We start from the raw sequence: 17,951 nt of genomic DNA, 5'->3' as shown, positions 1-17,951 counted from the left end.
GCGACATCCATCCGCGACGACTGGGGGCATCGCCATGTCCGTCATCTCGAGGCGCACCTTCACCGCGGCCGGCGCCGCCGGCGTCGGCCTGCTGCTGTGCACGCCGACCGCCAACGCGCTCGACCGGGCACTGGCGCGCACCACGACCCGGGCGGTGCGCACCGCGGGGACCACGCTCGAAGCCGCGGCGGCCCCCCGGACCAGCGGCCCCGGCTACACGCGGCTGACCGCGGGGCCCGGCTGGCCGCTCGTGGTCCGCGGCGATCTGGCCGCGCCGAAGTCCGGCCGCGACGACCGGCGCCGCGCGATGGCCTCCTTCGCGCAGTTCACCGACCTGCACTTCACCGACGCCGAAAGCCCGGCGCGGTTCGAGTACCTGCACCCGTTCGTCGGCTCGGCGCACCGGCCGCAGGAAACCCTCGGCCCCGTCGCGACGACGGCACTGGTGGAGCGGGTGAACAGCCTGAAGGCCGGGCCGTTCACCGGACGGCCGATCGACTTCATGGTCACCACCGGCGACAACACCGACAACCACGAGCTCATCGAACTCGAATGGTTCCTCAAGGTGCTCAACGGCGGCACGGTGAACCCGACTTCGGGCGACCCGAACGCGCACGAAGGCGTCCAGACCTCGGGGTCCTCGCACTACTGGAACCCCGGCAAGACGCTGGACGACGCGTACACGAAGAAGGGTTTCCCGCAGCTGCCCGGCCTGCTCGGCGCGGCCTCGAACACCTTCACCTCGCCCGGCCTCGACGTCCCGTGGTTCTGCACCTTCGGCAACCACGACGACAGCATCGTCGGCACCGTGCCGGACTTCCCGGGAATGGACGGCTGGTACACCGGCCGGTTCAAGGTGATCGGCAAGGACGAGACGACGTCGCGGAAGCTCGCCAAGGCGATCGGGTCCGGCGCCGGCGTCCCGGTCACGGAGCTGTTCGGCGGTTCGGGCACGATCCGCGAGATCACCCCGGACGAGCGGCGGCGGCCGTTCAGCACCGCGGAGTTCGTGCGGCACCACCTCGACTCCGCCAACACCGGGCCCGGCCCGGTCGGCCACGGGTTCAGCGAGAACAACGCCGACGGGCGGAACGTGTACTACACCTTCCGCATCGCGCCGGGGATCACCGGTATCAGCCTCGACACCACGACGATGGCCGGGCTGGCCGACGGATCGATCGGGCTCGGCCAGTTCACCTGGGTGGAGAACACGCTCAAGCGCAACAGCTCGACGTACTACGACTTCTTCGGGCGCAAGGTCACGCAGAACGTGACGGACGAGCTGTTCATCCTGTTCAGCCACCACACCAGCGACACCATGGGCAACGTGCTGCCGGACGCGCGGCATCCGCTGGAGATCCGGCTCAACGGCGACACGTTCGTCTCGCTGCTGCACCGGTTCCCGAACGTGCTGGCGTGGGTCAACGGGCACACGCATCACAACAAGATCACCCCGCACGTCGGCAAGACGGCGAAGCAGAGCTTCTGGGAGATCAATACCGCTTCGCATATCGACTTCCCGCAGCACGCGCGGATCATCGAGGTCGCCGACAACGCCGACGGCACGTTATCGCTGTTCACGACCCTGATCGAGGCGGAAGCCCCGTACGAGGCGTCGTACACGGACACGTCCACGCAAGCGCTTGCGTCGCTGTACCGGGAGTTCTCGTACAACGACATCCACGCCTCGCTCTCCGCCGTCGGCACCGCCCAGGACCAGAACACGGAACTCCTCTTGCCGAACCCACTGGCCTGAGTTACGCCTCCAATCACGCGAGTTACGCCTTCAAACACGCGAGTTCGCCGTCTGATCACACGAGCCGGCCGTCGGCTCAGGAACCAGAGGCGTAACTCGCGTGATCGGGGGCGTAACTCGCGTGATTGGGGGCGTAACTCGCGTGATTGAACGGCGAACTGTTTACATACCTCGCGCGACCGGCGAAAATCCCTTCCCTACTGGGTGGACTCGAGGGATGGAGCGCCGGATGCGGATACGAGGGCTGGTCACGCTGCTGACGATCGCGACGATGACCGCGGTGACGGCACAGACGGCGGAGGCCGGTCCCGGCCGTCCGGACGACGAGTCGATCGACTTCCACGAGTGGTCCGGTCACCACGGTTTCCGTGACGGCAGGCTCGAAGGGCTCGGCATCGACCACGGCGCGCTGCGCATCGACCGCCCGATCGGCACGGTCGAGCACACCGAACCCGCACTCGGCACCACGAAGACCTACGAATACGGCCAGTGGACGTCCGGGAGCCACACGCAGGGCTTCGACGCCTCCCAGCTGGTCGCCTCGTGGAACGCCAAGACGCCGGCCAAGACGTGGATCAAGGTCGAGGCGAAGGGCCGCACCGCCACGGGCACGGAGACGTCCTGGTACGTCATGGGCCGGTGGGCGAGCGGGGACGCCGACATCAAGCGCACCAGCGTCGACGGCCAGAGCGACGCCAACGCCGCGGTCGACGTCGACACGCTGGTCATGAAGGCCGGAGTCGCGCTGCGCTCGTACCGGCTGCGCGTCAGCCTGTACCGCGAGGCCGGCTCCGGCGCCACGCCGTCGGTGACGTCGGTCGGCGCGATGACGTCGCTGGTCCCGGACCGCTTCGAGGTCAAGGCGACGAAACCGGGCCGCGCCACCGGCATCGAGCTCAAGGTGCCCGCCTACGCGCAGAACCTCCACAAAGGACAGTTCCCGGAGTACGGCGGGGGCGGCGAGAACTGGTGCAGCCCCACCTCCACCGAAATGGTCGTCGAGTACTGGGGCAAACGGCCCAAGCCCGAGGACATGAAGTGGATCCCGGAGGGTTACGTCGACCCGACCGTCGCGTACGCCGCCCGCCACACGTTCGACTACGCCTACGACGGCACAGGCAACTGGCCGTTCAACACCGCGTACGCCGCTTCACTCGGACTGCGTGGGCACATCACCCGTTTGCACTCCTTGAACGAACTCGAGAACTACATCGCGCGCGGTATCCCGGTGATCACGTCGCAGTCGTTCAAGGCCGAGGAACTCGACGGCGCGGGCTACGGCACCGCCGGGCACATCATGGTCGTCGTCGGCTTCACGAAGGACGGTGACGTGATCGCGAACGACCCGGCCGCCAACAGCAACGACCGGGTCCGGAACGTCTACAAACGACACCAGTTCGAAACGATCTGGCAGCGCACCAAGCGGTACAACACGAATGGCGGCGTTTCCAGTGGTCCCGGCGGAATCGCGTACATCATCACCCCTGGGCACTGAATCGGTACCGCACCCGAGCGGATGTCGCGATCCGGGCCGCCCCCGTGGCAAGCTCGGAGTTCGTCGACTCGGAGGTGCGCATGCCGTACGAGGTCCAGGGCGTCGTTTCCCGCGCCAAGGGTGAACCGGTCTCGCTGGAGCCCGTGACGGTGCCCGACCCCGGGCCCGGCGAGGCCGTCGTCTCGGTCAAGGCGTGCGGCGTCTGCCATACCGACCTGCACTACCGCGAGGGCGGGATCAACGACGAATTCCCGTTCCTGCTCGGCCACGAGGCCGCGGGGTTCGTGGAGGCCGTCGGCGACGGCGTCACCGGCCTCGAACCGGGCGACTACGTGATCCTGAACTGGCGCGCGGTCTGCGGCACCTGCCGGGCCTGCCGCCGGGGCAAGCCCTGGTACTGCTTCTCGACGTTCAACGCCGCGCGGCCGATGACCCTGGCCGACGGCACCGCCCTGTCACCGGCGCTGGGCGTCGGGGCGTTCCTCGAGAAGACGCTCGTCCACAGTGGACAATGCACGAAGGTCGACCCCGCCGCCGAACCGGCCGTCGCCGGGCTGCTCGGCTGCGGGGTGATGGCCGGTCTCGGCGCGGCGCTGAACACCGGCGCCGTGAGCCGCGGCGATTCCGTCGCGGTCATCGGCTGCGGCGGCGTCGGTGACGCCGCGATCGCCGGGGCGAACCTGGCCGGCGCGAAGACCATCGTCGCCGTCGACACCGACGACCGGAAGCTCGCCTGGGCCAAGGACTTCGGCGCCACGCACACGCTGAACAGCAAGGGCTTGAGCGAAGACCAGGTCGTCGAGGCGATCCGGGAGTTCACCGATTCGTTCGGCGCGGACGTCGTGATCGACGCGGTGGGCAGGCCCGAGACGTGGCGGCAGGCGTTCTACGGCCGGGATCTGGCGGGCACGGTCGTGCTGGTCGGCGTCCCGACCCCGGACATGCGGCTTGATCTGCCGCTGATCGACTTCTTCTCGCGCGGCGGCTCGCTCAAGTCGTCGTGGTACGGCGATTGCCTGCCCTCACGCGATTTCCCGATGCTGATCGACCTCTATCTCCAGGGCAGGCTCCCGCTCGACAAGTTCGTCACCGAGCGGATCGCCCTCGACGGCGTCGAGCAGGCCTTCGAGCGCATGCACCACGGCGACGTGCTCCGCAGCGTGGTGACCTGGTGAAACTCTTCACCGACGCCGATTTCCCCGCCGATCCTTATCCGGGAGCGCGGCCGGGGCATTCGTTCGTCCACTTCGACGGCGCCGGGCACAGCCTCGACACCGCGCCGGAGGGCTGGCGGGAACGCCAGGCCGTGCTGGCCTACGGTTCGAACGCGTGCCCGTCCAAGATCACCTGGCTGCGGGAGCACATGGGCCTGACCGGCCCGGTCGTCGTCTGTCACGCGCGCTGCGCCGACCTCGCCGCGGTCTGGGCGTCCGGTCTGCGGTTCCGGGACGGGCAACGGCCCGCCACGCTCGCCGCCGCGCCCGGTGTCGTCGAAGAGCACTCCGTCTGGTTCGCGACGCCGGAGCAGCTCGCCGTCCTCGATCGCTGCGAAGGCAAAGGACAGCGTTACAACCTGGTGCGGCTGACCGCCCCGGCCATCACCCTCGACGACGGCACCGTGCTCGACGACGTCGTGGCGTACGTCGGCGCCGCGGACATCCGCCTGCCGATCCTGGTGGACGGCAGGCATATCCGCGTCGCCGACCTCGAACAACGCCGGGCCGCGGCGCTGGAAGGGATCCCCGCCGAAACGCACGGCCTGGACTGCACGCTGGTCGAGGCCGGCACCCTGGTCAGAGAAGCTTCCCGGGATTGAGGATCCCGGCCGGGTCGATGGCCTTCTTCGCCGCTCGCAACACCTCGACGCCGATCTCGCCGATCTCCGCCGCCAGATAGCGCGCGTGGTCGACACCGACGGCGTGGTGATGCGAGATCGTGCCGATCCCGGTGATCGCCTCCGAGGCCGCCGCCTTCGCCCGCTGCCATTGGCCGACCGGGTCGGCCTCGTCGCGCGCGGTGAGCACGGTGAAGTACAGCGACGCGCCCGTTTCGTACGCGTGCGAGACGTGACACATGATGATGGCGTTGCCGAGCGTCGCGGTGAGCGCGGCACGGACCGCGTCGCGCAGGTCGCTCAGTTCCGCCCAGTACGTGGCGGTTTCGAGGGTTTCGACGCAGACACCGTTGTCCATCAGGGCATCCCGCTGCCGAGGGCCGGAGAACCGGCCGCGGCGCCAGGATTCACCGAGCGCGGCCCCGATGCGGACGGCACCGAACTCCTTCAATACGCCGGTGGTCTCTCGGCGGCGCCGGTCGACCTCGCGCTTCGACGCGCCTTCCCAGCCGACGATCAGCAGGCACGGCGCGTGGACGCCGCGCGCCTTGAGATACCGGCGCAGCGCCTTGGTCTTCAAACTGTCGTTGAGCGCGAGCGAAACCTCGCTTTCGTCCACATCGGACAGTCGCGTGACGTCCGCGAGCACGTGCCGCTGGGCGAGTTCGCGGACCGCGTCGGTGCCCTTCTCCCAGCCATCCAGGACATAACCCTCGTAACGGCGCACTTCCGGCACCGGGCGGACACGGAGGGCGACCTCGGTGATCACCCCGAGCGCGCCTTCGCTGCCGATGGCCAGCTGCCTCAGGTCGGGTCCCGCGGCGGACGCCGGCGCGACGCCGAGTTTCCATTCCCCGCGCGGGGTCGCTAGCCGGACACCCTTGACCATGTCCTCGAAGCGTCCGTAGCCCGACGACGCCTGACCGGCGGACCGGGTGGCGGCGTAACCCCCGATGGTGGCCCGTTCGTAGGACTGGGGCACGTGACCGAGGGTGAAGCCGTGCTCGGCGAGCAGCCGGTCCGCCTCCGGCCCGGTGAGGCCCGCCTGCAGGACCGCGATCCGGGACACCGGGTCGACGGAGACGAGGTCACCGAGCCGGGTGAGGTCGAGCGCGATCACCGCGCTCTTGTCCCCGCGCAGCGCCGCGACCCCGCCGACCACCGACGTCCCGCCGCCGAACGGGACGACACCGACGTCGTGCCGGGCGCAGATCTCCAACAACGACTGGACTTCGGCGGGATTCTCCGGCAGGACGACGGCGTCCGGTACCGGAAAATCACCGAACCCGCGCCGCCGTACCAGGTCCAGATAGGACAGACCGCCCGCCCTGGCGAGCCGCTCCCCCGGCGACAGCAGGACATGCTCGGCGCCGACGAGTTCTTCGAGGTCTCGTTTCGGCTGTTCGCTCAGCGCCGAATCGGGAACGGACAGGGCCGAATCGGGCGCGAGGGGCGCCGCGGAGCCCAGCGGACCGATACGCTGGACGAGCCACCTCAAGGCCTTCGCCGGAAGGTGGGCCGCGTCACCGCCTTCGGGCGTCCAGGATCGTCTTAACCGGTGGTCAATAAGCTCCGTCACGACTACAGTGTTACACATGGACGTAAAACGTCACTCACCTGCGGAAACAGGCGTTTCGGCGCTGGCGGACACCCGATCCCGCCAGGCCTCGACGCGCGTGTCCGACGACGTTCTGCTCGACGCCGCGAAGAAGTGCGTGCTCGCGGTCGGCGTGAGGCGGACCACTCTCGCCGAGATCGCCCGCACCGCGAAGGTCAGCCGGATGACCGTCTACCGCCGGTTCCCGGATGTGCGCAGCGTGCTCGCGACCCTCATGACCCGTGAATTCGGCGGCCTGCTGCAGAGCGCCGCCGAGCCGGAGGTCGAGCCCGCCAACTTCCGCGAGAAGCTCGTCCAGAGTTCGTCCGCCGCCGTCGCCGCGCTTTCGGGCGACCCGTTGTTCCGCACCCTGCTGGACCTCGACTCCGAACTCGTCCTGCCCTACATCGTCGAGCGGTTCGGAAAGACACAGCGGTTCGCCGAAGGCGTGATCCTGCACCTGCTGAAGTCCGGCCACGAAGACGGCTCGATCCGCGAGGGCGACCTGCCTTCGCAGGCGCGCACCCTGCTGCTGCTCATCCAGTCCTTCGCGTTCTCCTACCGCCCTGCCACCGCGGACGTGAACGAGAAGGAGCTGATGGCGGAATTCGCCCACGTACTCGACGCGGCGTTGCGGCCGTGACGCCGGGCTCGCTCAACGCCCTGCGGCGCGACCGGGAACTCACGGCGCTGGCCGGCGGTGAGCGGGTCGATCTGGTGGTGGTCGGCGGCGGTGTCACCGGCGCCGGGATCGCGCTGGACGCGGCCGCGCGCGGGCTCTCGGTGGCCCTGATCGAGGCGTACGACCTGGCGTACGGGACGTCACGCTGGTCCAGCAAGCTCGTCCACGGCGGCCTCCGGTACCTGGCCAAGGGCGATCTGGCGCTGGCGCACGAAAGCGCCGTCGAACGCGGCATCCTGATGACCCGCACGGCCCCGCATCTCACCAGGGCGCTCCCGCAGCTGTTCCCCTTGTACCGCAAGACCTCCCGTGGCCAGCAGGCGTTCATCATGACCGGCCTCCTCGCCGGCGACGGCCTCCGCCGCGCGGCGGGCACCCCGGCGTCGGTGCTGCCGCGGCCGAGGTCGATCCCGGCCGCGGAGGCGCTGGCGCTCGCACCCGGCCTGTCCCCGCAAGGCCTGCGCGGAGCACTGCTGGCCTACGACGGCGCACTGACCGACGACGCGCGCCTGGTCGTGAATCTGGCACGCACGGCGGCGGCGCGCGGCGCGAAGATCCTGACGAAGGTCGAGGCGCTCCGGCTCGACGCGGAATCGGTGCTGGCCAGGGACAGGCTCACCGGGCAGGAGGTCGAGATCCACGCCCGGCAGGTGATCAACGCGACCGGCGTCTGGGCGGGCGAACTGGCGGAATCGGTGCGGCTGCGGCCTTCCCGCGGTTCGCATCTCATCCTGGCCGCCGGGGCGGCGCCGATCGGCGCGACGTCGGTCAACGTGCCCGTGCCCGGCGAGAACAACCGCTTCGTGTTCCTGCTGCCGCAACCGGACGGCCGGGTGTTCGTCGGCGTCACCGACGAGCCGACCGACGGCCCGGTCCCGCGCGTGCCGTCCGTACCGGAGTCCGATGTGGACTTCCTGCTCGAAGTGGCGTCGACGGCGTTCACCCGCCCGCTGACGCGGGACGACGTCGCGGGCTCGTTCGCCGGGCTGCGGCCGCTGGTCGAGGGCGGCGGACGCAGCGCGGACCTCTCGCGCAAACACGCGGTGGTGACCGGCGCCGACGGTGTGCTCACCGTCGTGGGCGGCAAGCTGACGACGTACCGCAAGATGGCCGAGGACGCCGTCGACGCGGCGCTGAAACGGTCCGGGCTCCTCGCCGGGCCGTCGACCACGTCCCGGCTCCCGCTGCTCGGCGCGACACCACGCGACCGTTTGTCCACTGTGGACGCGTCGCCGCGGCTGGTCTCGAAGTACGGCACCGAGGCGCCGCGAGTCGCCGCCCTCGGCGAGGTCGATCCGGAACTGGGCCTGCCCCTGTTCGACGGCGCCGAGATCAGCGCGGCGGAAGTCGTCTGGGCCGTGCGGCACGAGGCCGCTCTCGACGTCGAGGACGTCTTGGAGCGCCGCACCCGGCTCGGCCTGGTCGCCGCGGACGCCGAGGCCGCCCGAGGCCGCGTCCAGGAACTTGTCGACAAATCGCTCGCCGGCCTCGCCTGACCTTCCGCATTTAGTCCACTGAATGCGGTGAGTCATGCCCTCAGCTTGACGTGTCGTTGGGTTTTTGCAACAGTATGTTCTATGAGCCCGGTAAGACGCGGCAAAGAGCTGCCGATCTACAACCGGCTTCCCGTGCTCCGAGCCGAGCGCGGACTGAGCAGGGCCGCCCTCGCGGCGGCCGTCGAGGTCAACCCGCAGACCATCGGCGCGCTCGAACGGGGGGACCACTATCCGAGCCTGGACCTGGCGTTCCGCATCTGCGCGGTGTTCGACCTCCCGGTCGAGGCCGTGTTCAGCCGCGAACCGTTCACGCCACTGTCCACTCAGGTCTACCGGGAGGGGGGAGCATGAGTGAAGGACGAGGCCGGCTCGTGGCGTACTGGGAGCGCCAGCAGGAACGGCTGGACGAACTGGAACGCAAGCGAGCGCTGAGGCTTCCGGCCTGGCGCACGAGAAAGCGGCGGCGGACGTTGACCGTGCTGGTGCTGGCGGGCGATCTGATGCTGATCGGCGGCGCCGTCTTCTACCAGACAGGTCAGACGGGAGCCTTCCTCGTGGGCTGGCTCGGCGGAGGCGTCGTGGCGGGCGGCGCGCAGTACCTGCTTCGCATCCTCACCGGCAAGATGAGCGGCGGTTTCTCGATGCGGCTCGACGAGCGCGAGCGGGAGATGCGTCACCGCGTCACCTACGTCAGCTACCAGATCCTGGTGGCGATGATGCTGTTCGCGGTGGTGTACGGCCTCCTGGTCCCCGGCCCCAAGGGCGGTGGCGCGATGATGGCCTGTGCGCTGCTGGTCGCCGGCACCACGGTGCCCGTCGTCATGCTCGGCTGGTCGTTGCCGGACGACGACCCCGAGGACTACACCGACTTCGAGGGGGTGCCTCCGGTATGACCGGGGACAAGAAACGGTACAGGTTGTCCATCGGCGTGGTCGCCGTCGTGCTGGTGGCGGGCGGGGTCCTCGCCGGCGCGGGCCGGGCGGCCCTGGTGTACCGGGCCACTTCGGTGGTGAGCAACGTCAAGCTGGACGGGCTGATCCAGCGCAACCGCACGGTTTCCGGCGTCCATCGGGGATTCACGGCGCTGGTGCGGTATTTCGAAGAGGGGAAGTGGAAATGAGCGAGGGGAAGCTGGAGATCGATCGGATCTCCAAGCGGTACGGCGCGAAGGTCGCGCTGGACGAGGTGAGCTTCGAGGTCCAGCCCGGTGAGCTGTTCGGGTTCGTCGGCAGCAACGGCGCGGGCAAGACCACCACGATGCGGATCGTGCTCGGAGTGCTCGCGGCCGACTCCGGCCAGGTGCGCTACGACGGCGCCCCGATCACCCACGAGACCCGCACGCACATCGGGTACATGCCGGAGGAACGCGGGCTGTACCCGAAGATGAAGGTGCTGGAGCAGCTGGTCTACCTCGCCGAACTGCACGGGATGTCGGCCAACGACGCCCACCGCAGCGCCGAGAACTGGATCGCCCGCCTCGGGCTGACCGAACGGCGCAAGGACGAGGTCCAGAAGCTGAGCCTCGGCAACCAGCAGCGTGTGCAGCTCGCCGCGGCGCTGGTGCACGACCCCAAGGTGCTGGTGCTCGACGAGCCGTTCTCCGGCCTCGACCCGCTGGCCGTGGACGTGATGAGCGGAGTGCTGCGCGAGAAGGCCGCGACGGGGGTGCCGGTGGTGTTCTCCAGTCACCAGCTGGATCTGGTCGAGCGGCTGTGCGACCGCGTCGGCATCATCCGAAGTGGACGGATGGTCGCCTCCGGTACCGTCGCGGAGCTGACCGCCGGCGCGGGCAACGGTCTCGTCGTCACCGCGCCCGCCGCCTCGCCCGGCTGGGCTTCGTCCGTTCCCGGTGTCCGGGCGGTCGAGCAGAACGGACCGACGACGATCCTCGAACTCGAGGCCGGAGCCGACGACCAGGCCGTGCTCGCCGCGGCGCTGGCCACCGGCCCGGTCACCGAGTTCGCCAAACGCAGGCGTTCGCTGACCGAGCTCTTCCGCGACGCGGTCGCCGAGAAGCCGGCGGCACAGGGAGTTTCCGCATGAACACCGTATCTTCGTGGCGCGCGGTCTGGCTGATCGCCAAACGCGAGCTGAACACCCGGCTGCGCACCAGGTCCTTCGTGATCGGCACCGCCGTGCTGCTGGTCATGCTGATGGGGTACGTCCTGCTGCAGTCCACGCTGATCAGCAACGAGGACAAGAGCAAGGTCGGGCTCACCGGCCAGACCGCCGGGATCGCACAGCAGCTCAAGACCGCGGGTGAGGCCATCGGCGAAAAGATCGAGACCGTCACGGTCGCCGATCCGGCACAGGGCCGGTCGCAGGTCGAGAACGGCGACCTGGACGCGCTGCTGTCCGGCAACGCCACCGAGCTGAAGGTGCTCGTCAAGTCCGAATTGGACACGAAGCTGCGTTCCCTGCTGAACGGCGTTTCCCAGCAGGAAGTGCTGAACGGCATCCTGTCCGAGGCGCAGAAGTCGCCGGACGAGGTGATGCGGACGGTCCACCAGACCCAGGTCGAGGTCGATTCGATCAAACCGCCGGACCCCGAGAAGGCCCAGCGGACGGTGATCGGGCTGATCGTGGCGGTGCTGCTGTACATGAGCATCGTGACCTACGGGACGCTGGTCGCGCAGGGCGTGGTCGAAGAGAAGTCCAGCCGGGTGGTGGAGATCCTGCTGTCCACGGTCCGGCCGTGGCATCTGTTGCTGGGCAAGGTGATCGGGCTCGGCCTGGTCGGGCTGACGCAGCTGGTGATCATCGGCGGCGCCGGGTTGATCGTCGCTTCGGCGACCAACGTGCTGACGCTGTCCGGGGTCGCGACGGGCGCCCTGCTGTGGGGTGTCGTGTGGTACCTGCTCGGATTCCTGTTGTACGCCACCGTCTACGGCGCGATGGGTTCACTGGTCTCCCGGCAGGAGGACACCCAGTCCGTGATCGGCCCGGTCAACATCGTGCTGATCCTCGGCTTCGTCGTCGGGTTCAACCTGCTGGCCCAGTCGCCGGAGGGCACGGGCACGAAGGTGCTCTCCCTGGTGCCGCTGCTTTCCCCGGTGCTGATGCCCGCGCGGATCGCCGCCGGGACCGTCGAGACGTGGGAGATCGTGCTGTCGCTGGGCCTGAGCGTGGGCGCCATCGCCCTGTTCACCTGGCTGGGCGCGCGGATCTATCAGAACAGCGTGCTGCGGGTCGGCAGCCGGATCAAGCTTTCGGAAGCCCTGAAGGGCTGACCCGTTCGCGCGTGAAGGCCCCCTTCCCTCGGCTCAGCCGAGGGAAGGGGGCCTTCACGCGCGTTCAGGATCCTTTGATCGCGCCGTAGCGCTCGAGGGCGACCTGACGTTCGTGGGCGTGGTCGACCATGGGCGCGGGGTAGCCGGGCACGTCGACGGGCTTGTGCACGGCTTTGCCTTGCACAGACCGGAGTTCGGGGACGTAACGGCGGACGTAGTCGCCGGAAGGGTCGAACTTCTCCCCCTGCGTGGTCGGGTTGAAGATCCGGAAGTACGGCGCGGCGTCGGTGCCGCTGCCCGCGACCCACTGCCAGTTCAGCTGGTTCGACGCGAGATCGCCGTCGACCAGATGTCTCATGAAATGCCGCGCGCCGAGCCACCACGGCAGATGCAGGTCCTTGACCAGGAAACTCGCCACGATCATCCGGACGCGGTTGTGCATCCAGCCCTCGGCGAGCAGCTGCCGCATCCCGGCGTCGACGATCGGGAACCCGGTGCGTCCCTCGCACCACCGCCGGAAAGCGTCGTCGTCGCTCTCGTATTCCATGGCGTCGAACCGGGAATCGTAGTTCTTCCGCGCGGTTTCGGGCCGGTGCCACAGGACGTCGGCGTGGAACTCGCGCCAGGCGAACTCGCCGCGCAGCGCCTTGGCGCCGGATCCCTCGTTCCCGGCGAGGTCGGCCAGCAGGGTGCGCGGGTGGACGCAACCCCAGCGCAGATACGGCGAAAGCCTTGTCGTGCCGGGACGATCCGGCCGGTCACGATCTTCGTCGTAGGTTTCGAGCCCGTCGTCCAGGAACTCGTGCCAGCGTTCGAGCGCCGCCCGCTCACCGGGCTCCGGCAGCTCCATTCCCTTGAGCGACGGGGACTTCGGGAGCTCGACCGAACGCGGCGGCTCGACCCAGTCCACAATGGACTTCCCGGTGTCGGCGGGGCGCGGCCAGCCGTGGCGCACCCACGCACGGTAGAACGGGGTGAAGACGCGATAGGGGTCGCCGTCCGGCTTGGTGATGCGGCCGGGGGTGATCGCGTACGAGGAGCCTGTCTCGACCCAGGCGATGTCGTGCTCCGCCAACGCCTTCTTGACCTCGTCGTCGCGGCGGCGGCCGTACGGGCCGGTGTCGGCGCTGACGTGCACGGTCGCGGCGCCGACCTCGCGAGCGGCCTTGACGACCTCCGTGGCCGGGTCGCCCTTGACGAGCATCAGCCGTCCGCCGAGCTGATCGTCCAGCGCCTTCAGACAGCCGTGCAGGAACGCGACGCGCGGGGCACCGGAGGGTTTGAGGAGCGCGTCGTCGAGGACGTACAGCGCGAGAACGTGCTTGCTGTGCTTCGAAGCCTCCAGCAGGGCGGCGTGGTCGCCGAGGCGGAGGTCGCGGCGGAACCACAGCACTACCGGGGCTTCTCTGGTCACTCGGGAAACCCTAAGCGCGCTTCCCCGGCCCCGCACGCCAAAGGTCCTTTCCTCGCGAATTTCGCGAGGAAAGGACCTTTTAGGGCGTTTGCGGGAGGGGGATCAGCGCTCCGAGATGGGCGCGTAGTCCCGCGACGCGTAGCCGGTGTAGATCTGCCGCGGGCGGCCGATCTTGGTGGCCGGGTCCTGGATCATCTCGCGCCAGTGCGCGATCCAGCCCGGCAGACGGCCGAGCGCGAACAGCACGGTGAAGTACTTCGTCGGGAAGCCGAGCGCCCGGTAGATCAGACCGGTGTAGAAGTCGACGTTCGGGTACAGCTTCCGCTCGATGAAGTAGTCGTCCGAGAGCGCGGTCTCTTCCAGCTTCTTCGCGATGTCGAGCAGCTGGTCGCCGCCCTTGAGCTTGGAGAGGATCTCGTCCGCGGTGTTCTTGATGATCTTCGCGCGCGGGTCGTAGTTCTTGTAGACCCGGTGCCCGAAGCCCATCAGGCGGACACCCTTTTCCTTGTTCTTCACGCGGGTGACGAAGTTCGCGACGTCGCCGCCCTCGGCCTGGATGCCCTCGAGCATGTCCAGGACCGCGCTGTTGGCGCCACCGTGCAGCGGGCCGAACAGGGCGTTGATCCCGGCCGAGATCGAGGCGAACAGGTTCGCCTCGGAGGAGCCGACGAGACGCACGGTCGAGGTCGAGCAGTTCTGCTCGTGGTCGGCGTGCAGGATGAACAGCAGGTCGAGCGCCTTGGCGACGTCCGGGTCGACCTCGTAGGGCTCGGCCGGGAAGCCGAAGGTCATCCGCAGGAAGTTCTCGACCAGGCCGAGCGAGTTGTCGGGGTACAGCAGCGGCTGGCCGACGGACTTCTTGTACGCGTACGCGGCCAGGGTCGGGACCTTGGCCAGCAGGCGGATGGTGGACAGCTCCACGTTCGCTTCGTCGAACGGGTTGAGCGAGTCCTGGTAGAAGGTCGACAGCGCGGATACGGCGCTGGAGAGCACCGGCATCGGGTGCGCGTCGCGCGGGAAGCCGCTGAAGAAGGCCTTGAGGTCTTCGTGCAGCAGGGTGTGCCGCTGGATCTTCCCGGTGAACTCCTCCAGCTGCGCCTGGGTCGGCAGCTCGCCGTAGATGAGCAGGTACGAGACCTCGATGAAGGTCGACTTCTCGGCCAGCTGCTCGATCGGGTACCCGCGGTAGCGCAGGATGCCGGCGTCACCGTCGATGTAGGTGATGGCCGACGACGCGGCACCGGTGTTCACGAACCCCGGGTCGTGGGTGATGTACCCGGTCGTCGCCAGCAGCTTCCCCAGCTCGATCCCAGGCGCGCCCTCGACCGGGTGGATCACCTTGAACTCGTGCTCGCCGTTGGGCAGGCGCAGCGTCGCGGTCTCGCCGGACTGCCCCGCAGCCGTCGTCGCGTCGGACATGTAAGTCCCTCTCACGTTCAGCACGGGCCGGCGGCGCCTGTAGGTTCCACAGGTACGCCCTCTTTCACGCGCGTGACCCACGGCCTCGCTGCACACCGCCCCGCTGGGGTATGAATTCCCCTCTACGCTAGTCGAGAATGGGGTCAACGCGCAGCGGGTGAGTTGCTCACAACAGCCCCTTTGGGACCAGGTTCACACGGCGGATGCCATATCGTCCGCCGTCGGCGGTTCCGCCCCGCTCCGCGAGACGGTGATCGACGCCGCTTTCGCCGCGAATTCGAGCGCCGTCCGCCAGCCGCCGGCGTCGAGAGTGGACAAGTCACGCACGCCGTTCGAGTACAGCCACGCCAGCAGGGCGCCCTGCACGGTGTCGCCGGCGCCGATGGTGTCGACGACGTCGACCCGGCGGGACGGGACCTGGGCGATTTCGCCCGCTCGTGTGATGACGGACAGTCCCCGGGCGCCCCGGGTGAGCACGACGGCATCGACTCCGCAAGAGGTCCAGACCTTTGCGGCGTCGACCGGGTCGGCGCCCTCGGCGAGCCATTCCGTGTCGTCGTCGGAGATCTTGAGCAGGCGGATATGCGGCAGCCAGGACTCGAACCGCGCGCGGTACGCCGCCGGATCGGTGATCAGCGCCGCACGGATGTTCGGATCGAGCACGGTCAGGACGCCGCGGGCGGATTCGCGGCGCAACACGGTTTCGTACGTGCTCGCGCCCGGCTCCAGGACCATGCCGAGGGTGCCGAGCGAGAGCGCCGTCACATCCTCCGGCAGCGGGCCGGGGTCGGAGACCAGCCTGTCCGCGGTGCCCTCGGTGTAGAACGTGTACCGCGCGGAACCCTTCTCGTCGAGCGCGACGACGGCGAGTGTCGTCGGCTCGTTTCCCCGCTGCAGCAAGGCGGTGTCGACGCCGGAGGCGTGCAGCCGGTCCACCAGCGCGACGCCGAAGCGGTCTTCGGAGACGCGTGATAGGAAGCCCGTCGGGACGCCGAGCCGCCCGGCGGCGAGCGCGACGTTGTAGGGACCACCACCCATCCGGGGCAGGAGCGCGCGCAACCCACCGTCCACAGTGGAATCCAATGGTGCACCGGGAACGAGGTCGACCAGCGCCTCTCCACCTACGACGATCACGGGCGCGATGCTAGCCGAGGCGGTGGCCGGATCACCAGAATTGTCAGTTCAGGACATTTTTTGTCGCTATCCCCCCAAGGAGGAGTTCCGAAAGCGCGGTGAACGCTTCGGCGTCGGTCACGCCGGTGCGCTGACCGATCACGCCGGTCTGGATTCCCTCGATGATCAGTCCCGCCATTTCCGCGATCAGCCGCGCGTGCACCTCGCGGAAAACACCGTCGGTGACGCCGCGATCGATGAACGACCGGATCCGCCCCGCTGCGGCACGGCTGTTGAGCTGATACGCGTCCCGCGCCGGCGCGAATTCGGCGATGTCGGTCATGAACGCGGCCGAAGCGCGATTCAGGTACTCGGAGATCCCGGCGAGGTACTCCCCGAGGATCTTGCGGGCGTCGTCGATCCCGGCGATCCGCTCCTCCAGCAACTCGGCGGCACCCTTGAAAAAGTGGGTGACGACCTTGACCGCGAGCTGCTCCTTGCTGGGCGCGAGCGCGTAGAGGGTCGACTTCGAGCAGCGGAGCCTGGCGGCCAGGTCGTCCAGCGTGAACTGGGAAAACCCTTCGGCGAGAAAGAGTGCTTCAAGCTCCGAGAGCAGTGCTCTCTGACGCGCGGTGGGCTGGCGGCGCGAGGTCATCGGATCACTATCCCCTACGCGAACGATGTACCCCCAGCGCCGTCTACTGTACGCTCAATCAGCCCACAGTACTGTTTTTAGTACAGCTCGGAGGAGCCATGCCGGCGGACCGTCTGCTGCCCAGCACCGAGGCCCAGGATCTGATCGACCTGGCCAAGGAGATCGCGCGCGAGGAACTCGCCCCGATCGCCAGCAAGTACGAGGAGACCGCGCACTTCCCGCGCGAGCAGTTCCGGCTGCTCGGGCAGGCCGGCCTGCTCGGCCTGCCGTACTCGGAACGCTGGGGCGGCGGCGAGCTGCCGTACGAGGTCTACCTGCAGGTCCTGGAGGAGATCGCGGCCGCGTGGATGTCGGTCGGCGTCGGGCTCTCCGTCCACACGATGTCCTGCTTCGCGCTGGCGCACCACGGCACCGACGAGCAGCGTGACCGCTGGCTGCCCGCGATGCTGGAAGGCGGCCTGCTGGGCGCGTACGCGCTCTCGGAGACCCACGCCGGCTCCGATGCGGCCGCTCTCTCGACCCGCGCGCGACTCGACGGCGACCAGTACGTCGTGAACGGCACGAAGGCGTGGATCACCCACGCGGGTGAGGCCGACTTCTACACGACCATGGTGCGCACCAGCGACGACGGCGGACAGGGCATCTCCTGCCTGCTCGTCGACGCGGCGACGCCGGGCCTGTCGGCCGCGCCGCCCGAGCGGAAGATGGGCCTCACCGGGTCGACCACGGCACAGCTGATGTTCGAAGACGCCGCCGTCGACGCCGAGCGGCGGATCGGCGAAGAGGGCCAGGGACTGAAGATCGCGCTGTCGTCGCTCAGCTCCGGACGGCTGGGCATCGCCGCCTGTGCCGTCGGGCTCGCGCAGGCCGCGCTGGACGAGGCACTCGAGTACGCGAAGGGCCGCACGCAGTTCGGGCGGCCGATCATCGAGTTCCAGGGCCTGGAATTCCTGCTGGCCGACATGGCCGCGACGGTCGAGACCTCGCGCGCGATGTACCTCGACGCTGCCCGCCGCCGCGACCGCGGGCTGCCGTTCCAGCGGCAGGCGTCGATCGCGAAGCTCGTCGCGACCGACGGCGCGATGAAGGTGACCACCGACGCCGTGCAGGTGCTCGGCGGCGCCGGGTACACGAAGGACTTCCCGGTGGAGCGGTACATGCGGGAGGCGAAGGTGCCGCAGATCTTCGAGGGCACGAACCAGATCCAGCGCATGGTGATCGCGCGGGAACTGCGGAAAGGCTGACAATCCGCGCTGATAC

At 68.9% G+C, this 17,951-nt stretch carries 17 protein-coding genes; 12 read left to right on the top strand and 5 right to left on the bottom strand.

Annotated features, from left to right (window positions below):
- The first annotated feature begins 34 nt into the window (after positions 1 to 34).
- From NQK81_RS29630 to NQK81_RS29615, 4 genes are all read left to right on the top strand, one after another.
- Positions 35 to 1,756: a TIGR03767 family metallophosphoesterase gene (locus NQK81_RS29630; protein WP_257484113.1), complete on the top strand. Its 1,722-nt coding sequence runs from the start codon at positions 35 to 37 to the stop codon at positions 1,754 to 1,756.
- A gap of 229 nt (positions 1,757 to 1,985) precedes the next feature.
- A complete protein-coding gene (locus NQK81_RS29625) occupies positions 1,986 to 3,251 on the top strand; it encodes a C39 family peptidase (protein ID WP_257484112.1) in 1,266 nt (421 codons plus the stop codon).
- Between the two features lie 80 nt (positions 3,252 to 3,331).
- Positions 3,332 to 4,426, top strand: coding sequence for an S-(hydroxymethyl)mycothiol dehydrogenase (locus tag NQK81_RS29620; RefSeq protein WP_126730554.1), 1,095 nt, complete (start codon positions 3,332 to 3,334; stop codon positions 4,424 to 4,426).
- Complete coding sequence (locus NQK81_RS29615) at positions 4,420 to 5,067, top strand: gamma-glutamylcyclotransferase family protein (protein WP_126730553.1); 648 nt, start codon at positions 4,420 to 4,422, stop codon at positions 5,065 to 5,067. The genes NQK81_RS29620 and NQK81_RS29615 overlap by 7 nt, the downstream gene beginning before the upstream one ends.
- On the opposite strand, the gene NQK81_RS29610 is transcribed toward NQK81_RS29615, so the two are convergent.
- Positions 5,045 to 6,664, bottom strand: coding sequence for an FAD-binding oxidoreductase (locus NQK81_RS29610; protein WP_257484111.1), 1,620 nt, complete (start codon positions 6,662 to 6,664; stop codon positions 5,045 to 5,047). The two genes, NQK81_RS29615 and NQK81_RS29610, sit on opposite strands and share 23 nt — an antisense overlap.
- 97 nt (positions 6,665 to 6,761) lie before the next feature.
- Between NQK81_RS29610 and NQK81_RS29605 the strand changes: the two genes are divergently transcribed.
- The 7 genes from NQK81_RS29605 to NQK81_RS29575 all read left to right on the top strand — a co-directional run bounded on the left by NQK81_RS29605 (position 6,762) and on the right by NQK81_RS29575 (position 12,090).
- Positions 6,762 to 7,325 carry a TetR/AcrR family transcriptional regulator gene (locus NQK81_RS29605; RefSeq protein WP_126730682.1) on the top strand — a complete coding sequence of 188 codons (564 nt, stop codon included), beginning with the start codon at positions 6,762 to 6,764 and terminating at the stop codon, positions 7,323 to 7,325.
- A complete protein-coding gene (locus tag NQK81_RS29600; protein ID WP_257484110.1) occupies positions 7,322 to 8,860 on the top strand; it encodes a glycerol-3-phosphate dehydrogenase/oxidase in 1,539 nt (512 codons plus the stop codon). The genes NQK81_RS29605 and NQK81_RS29600 overlap by 4 nt, the downstream gene beginning before the upstream one ends.
- An 81-nt stretch (positions 8,861 to 8,941) precedes the next feature.
- On the top strand, positions 8,942 to 9,211 hold the full coding sequence (locus NQK81_RS29595) for a helix-turn-helix transcriptional regulator (RefSeq protein WP_126730549.1): 270 nt from the start codon (positions 8,942 to 8,944) through the stop codon (positions 9,209 to 9,211).
- The gene (locus tag NQK81_RS29590) at positions 9,208 to 9,753 is read left to right on the top strand and encodes a hypothetical protein (RefSeq protein ID WP_257484109.1); all 546 of its coding nucleotides are present in this window, start codon (positions 9,208 to 9,210) and stop codon (positions 9,751 to 9,753) included. The genes NQK81_RS29595 and NQK81_RS29590 overlap by 4 nt, the downstream gene beginning before the upstream one ends.
- Entirely contained in the window at positions 9,750 to 9,980 is a 231-nt protein-coding gene (locus NQK81_RS29585; RefSeq protein WP_126730544.1) for a hypothetical protein, read from the top strand. Before NQK81_RS29590 ends, NQK81_RS29585 begins: the two co-directional genes overlap by 4 nt.
- Positions 9,977 to 10,903: an ABC transporter ATP-binding protein gene (locus tag NQK81_RS29580; protein ID WP_257484108.1), complete on the top strand. Its 927-nt coding sequence runs from the start codon at positions 9,977 to 9,979 to the stop codon at positions 10,901 to 10,903. The genes NQK81_RS29585 and NQK81_RS29580 overlap by 4 nt, the downstream gene beginning before the upstream one ends.
- Positions 10,900 to 12,090, top strand: coding sequence for an ABC transporter permease (locus NQK81_RS29575; protein ID WP_257484107.1), 1,191 nt, complete (start codon positions 10,900 to 10,902; stop codon positions 12,088 to 12,090). The genes NQK81_RS29580 and NQK81_RS29575 overlap by 4 nt, the downstream gene beginning before the upstream one ends.
- Before the next feature lie 64 nt (positions 12,091 to 12,154).
- On the opposite strand, the gene NQK81_RS29570 is transcribed toward NQK81_RS29575, so the two are convergent.
- The 4 genes from NQK81_RS29570 to NQK81_RS29555 all read right to left on the bottom strand — a co-directional run bounded on the left by NQK81_RS29570 (position 12,155) and on the right by NQK81_RS29555 (position 16,691).
- Entirely contained in the window at positions 12,155 to 13,504 is a 1,350-nt protein-coding gene (locus tag NQK81_RS29570) for a cryptochrome/photolyase family protein (RefSeq protein ID WP_257484106.1), read from the bottom strand.
- Positions 13,505 to 13,606: 102 nt separating this feature from the next.
- A complete protein-coding gene (locus NQK81_RS29565; protein ID WP_091598543.1) occupies positions 13,607 to 14,923 on the bottom strand; it encodes a citrate synthase in 1,317 nt (438 codons plus the stop codon).
- A 192-nt stretch (positions 14,924 to 15,115) separates the two neighbouring features.
- The gene (locus NQK81_RS29560) at positions 15,116 to 16,057 is read right to left on the bottom strand and encodes a carbohydrate kinase family protein (protein WP_257484105.1); all 942 of its coding nucleotides are present in this window, start codon (positions 16,055 to 16,057) and stop codon (positions 15,116 to 15,118) included.
- 43 nt (positions 16,058 to 16,100) lie between these two features.
- Positions 16,101 to 16,691, bottom strand: coding sequence for a TetR/AcrR family transcriptional regulator (locus NQK81_RS29555; RefSeq protein ID WP_126730536.1), 591 nt, complete (start codon positions 16,689 to 16,691; stop codon positions 16,101 to 16,103).
- Positions 16,692 to 16,789: 98 nt separating this feature from the next.
- On the opposite strand from NQK81_RS29555, the gene NQK81_RS29550 reads away from it, so the two are divergent.
- Complete coding sequence (locus NQK81_RS29550; protein ID WP_257484104.1) at positions 16,790 to 17,935, top strand: acyl-CoA dehydrogenase family protein; 1,146 nt, start codon at positions 16,790 to 16,792, stop codon at positions 17,933 to 17,935.
- Positions 17,936 to 17,951: the final 16 nt, after the last annotated feature.

This window comes from Amycolatopsis roodepoortensis (genome assembly GCF_024628825.1).
Classification (GTDB): domain Bacteria; phylum Actinomycetota; class Actinomycetes; order Mycobacteriales; family Pseudonocardiaceae; genus Amycolatopsis; species Amycolatopsis roodepoortensis.
Note: the sequence above shows the minus strand (reverse complement) of the source record. Positions and strands in the feature narration are given on the sequence as shown.

Excerpts from the sequence above, each read along its gene's own strand:
- NQK81_RS29630 (WP_257484113.1), top strand. The coding sequence starts at position 35 with ATGTCCGTCATCTCGAGGCGCACCTTCACCGCGGCCGGCGCCGCCGGC.
- NQK81_RS29625 (WP_257484112.1), top strand. The coding sequence starts at position 1,986 with ATGCGGATACGAGGGCTGGTCACGCTGCTGACGATCGCGACGATGACC.
- NQK81_RS29620 (WP_126730554.1), top strand. The coding sequence starts at position 3,332 with ATGCCGTACGAGGTCCAGGGCGTCGTTTCCCGCGCCAAGGGTGAACCG.
- NQK81_RS29595 (WP_126730549.1), top strand. The coding sequence starts at position 8,942 with ATGAGCCCGGTAAGACGCGGCAAAGAGCTGCCGATCTACAACCGGCTT.
- NQK81_RS29590 (WP_257484109.1), top strand. The coding sequence starts at position 9,208 with ATGAGTGAAGGACGAGGCCGGCTCGTGGCGTACTGGGAGCGCCAGCAG.
- NQK81_RS29585 (WP_126730544.1), top strand. The coding sequence starts at position 9,750 with ATGACCGGGGACAAGAAACGGTACAGGTTGTCCATCGGCGTGGTCGCC.
- NQK81_RS29580 (WP_257484108.1), top strand. The coding sequence starts at position 9,977 with ATGAGCGAGGGGAAGCTGGAGATCGATCGGATCTCCAAGCGGTACGGC.
- NQK81_RS29575 (WP_257484107.1), top strand. The coding sequence starts at position 10,900 with ATGAACACCGTATCTTCGTGGCGCGCGGTCTGGCTGATCGCCAAACGC.
- NQK81_RS29565 (WP_091598543.1), bottom strand. The coding sequence starts at position 14,923 with ATGTCCGACGCGACGACGGCTGCGGGGCAGTCCGGCGAGACCGCGACG.
- NQK81_RS29555 (WP_126730536.1), bottom strand. The coding sequence starts at position 16,691 with ATGACCTCGCGCCGCCAGCCCACCGCGCGTCAGAGAGCACTGCTCTCG.
- NQK81_RS29550 (WP_257484104.1), top strand. The coding sequence starts at position 16,790 with ATGCCGGCGGACCGTCTGCTGCCCAGCACCGAGGCCCAGGATCTGATC.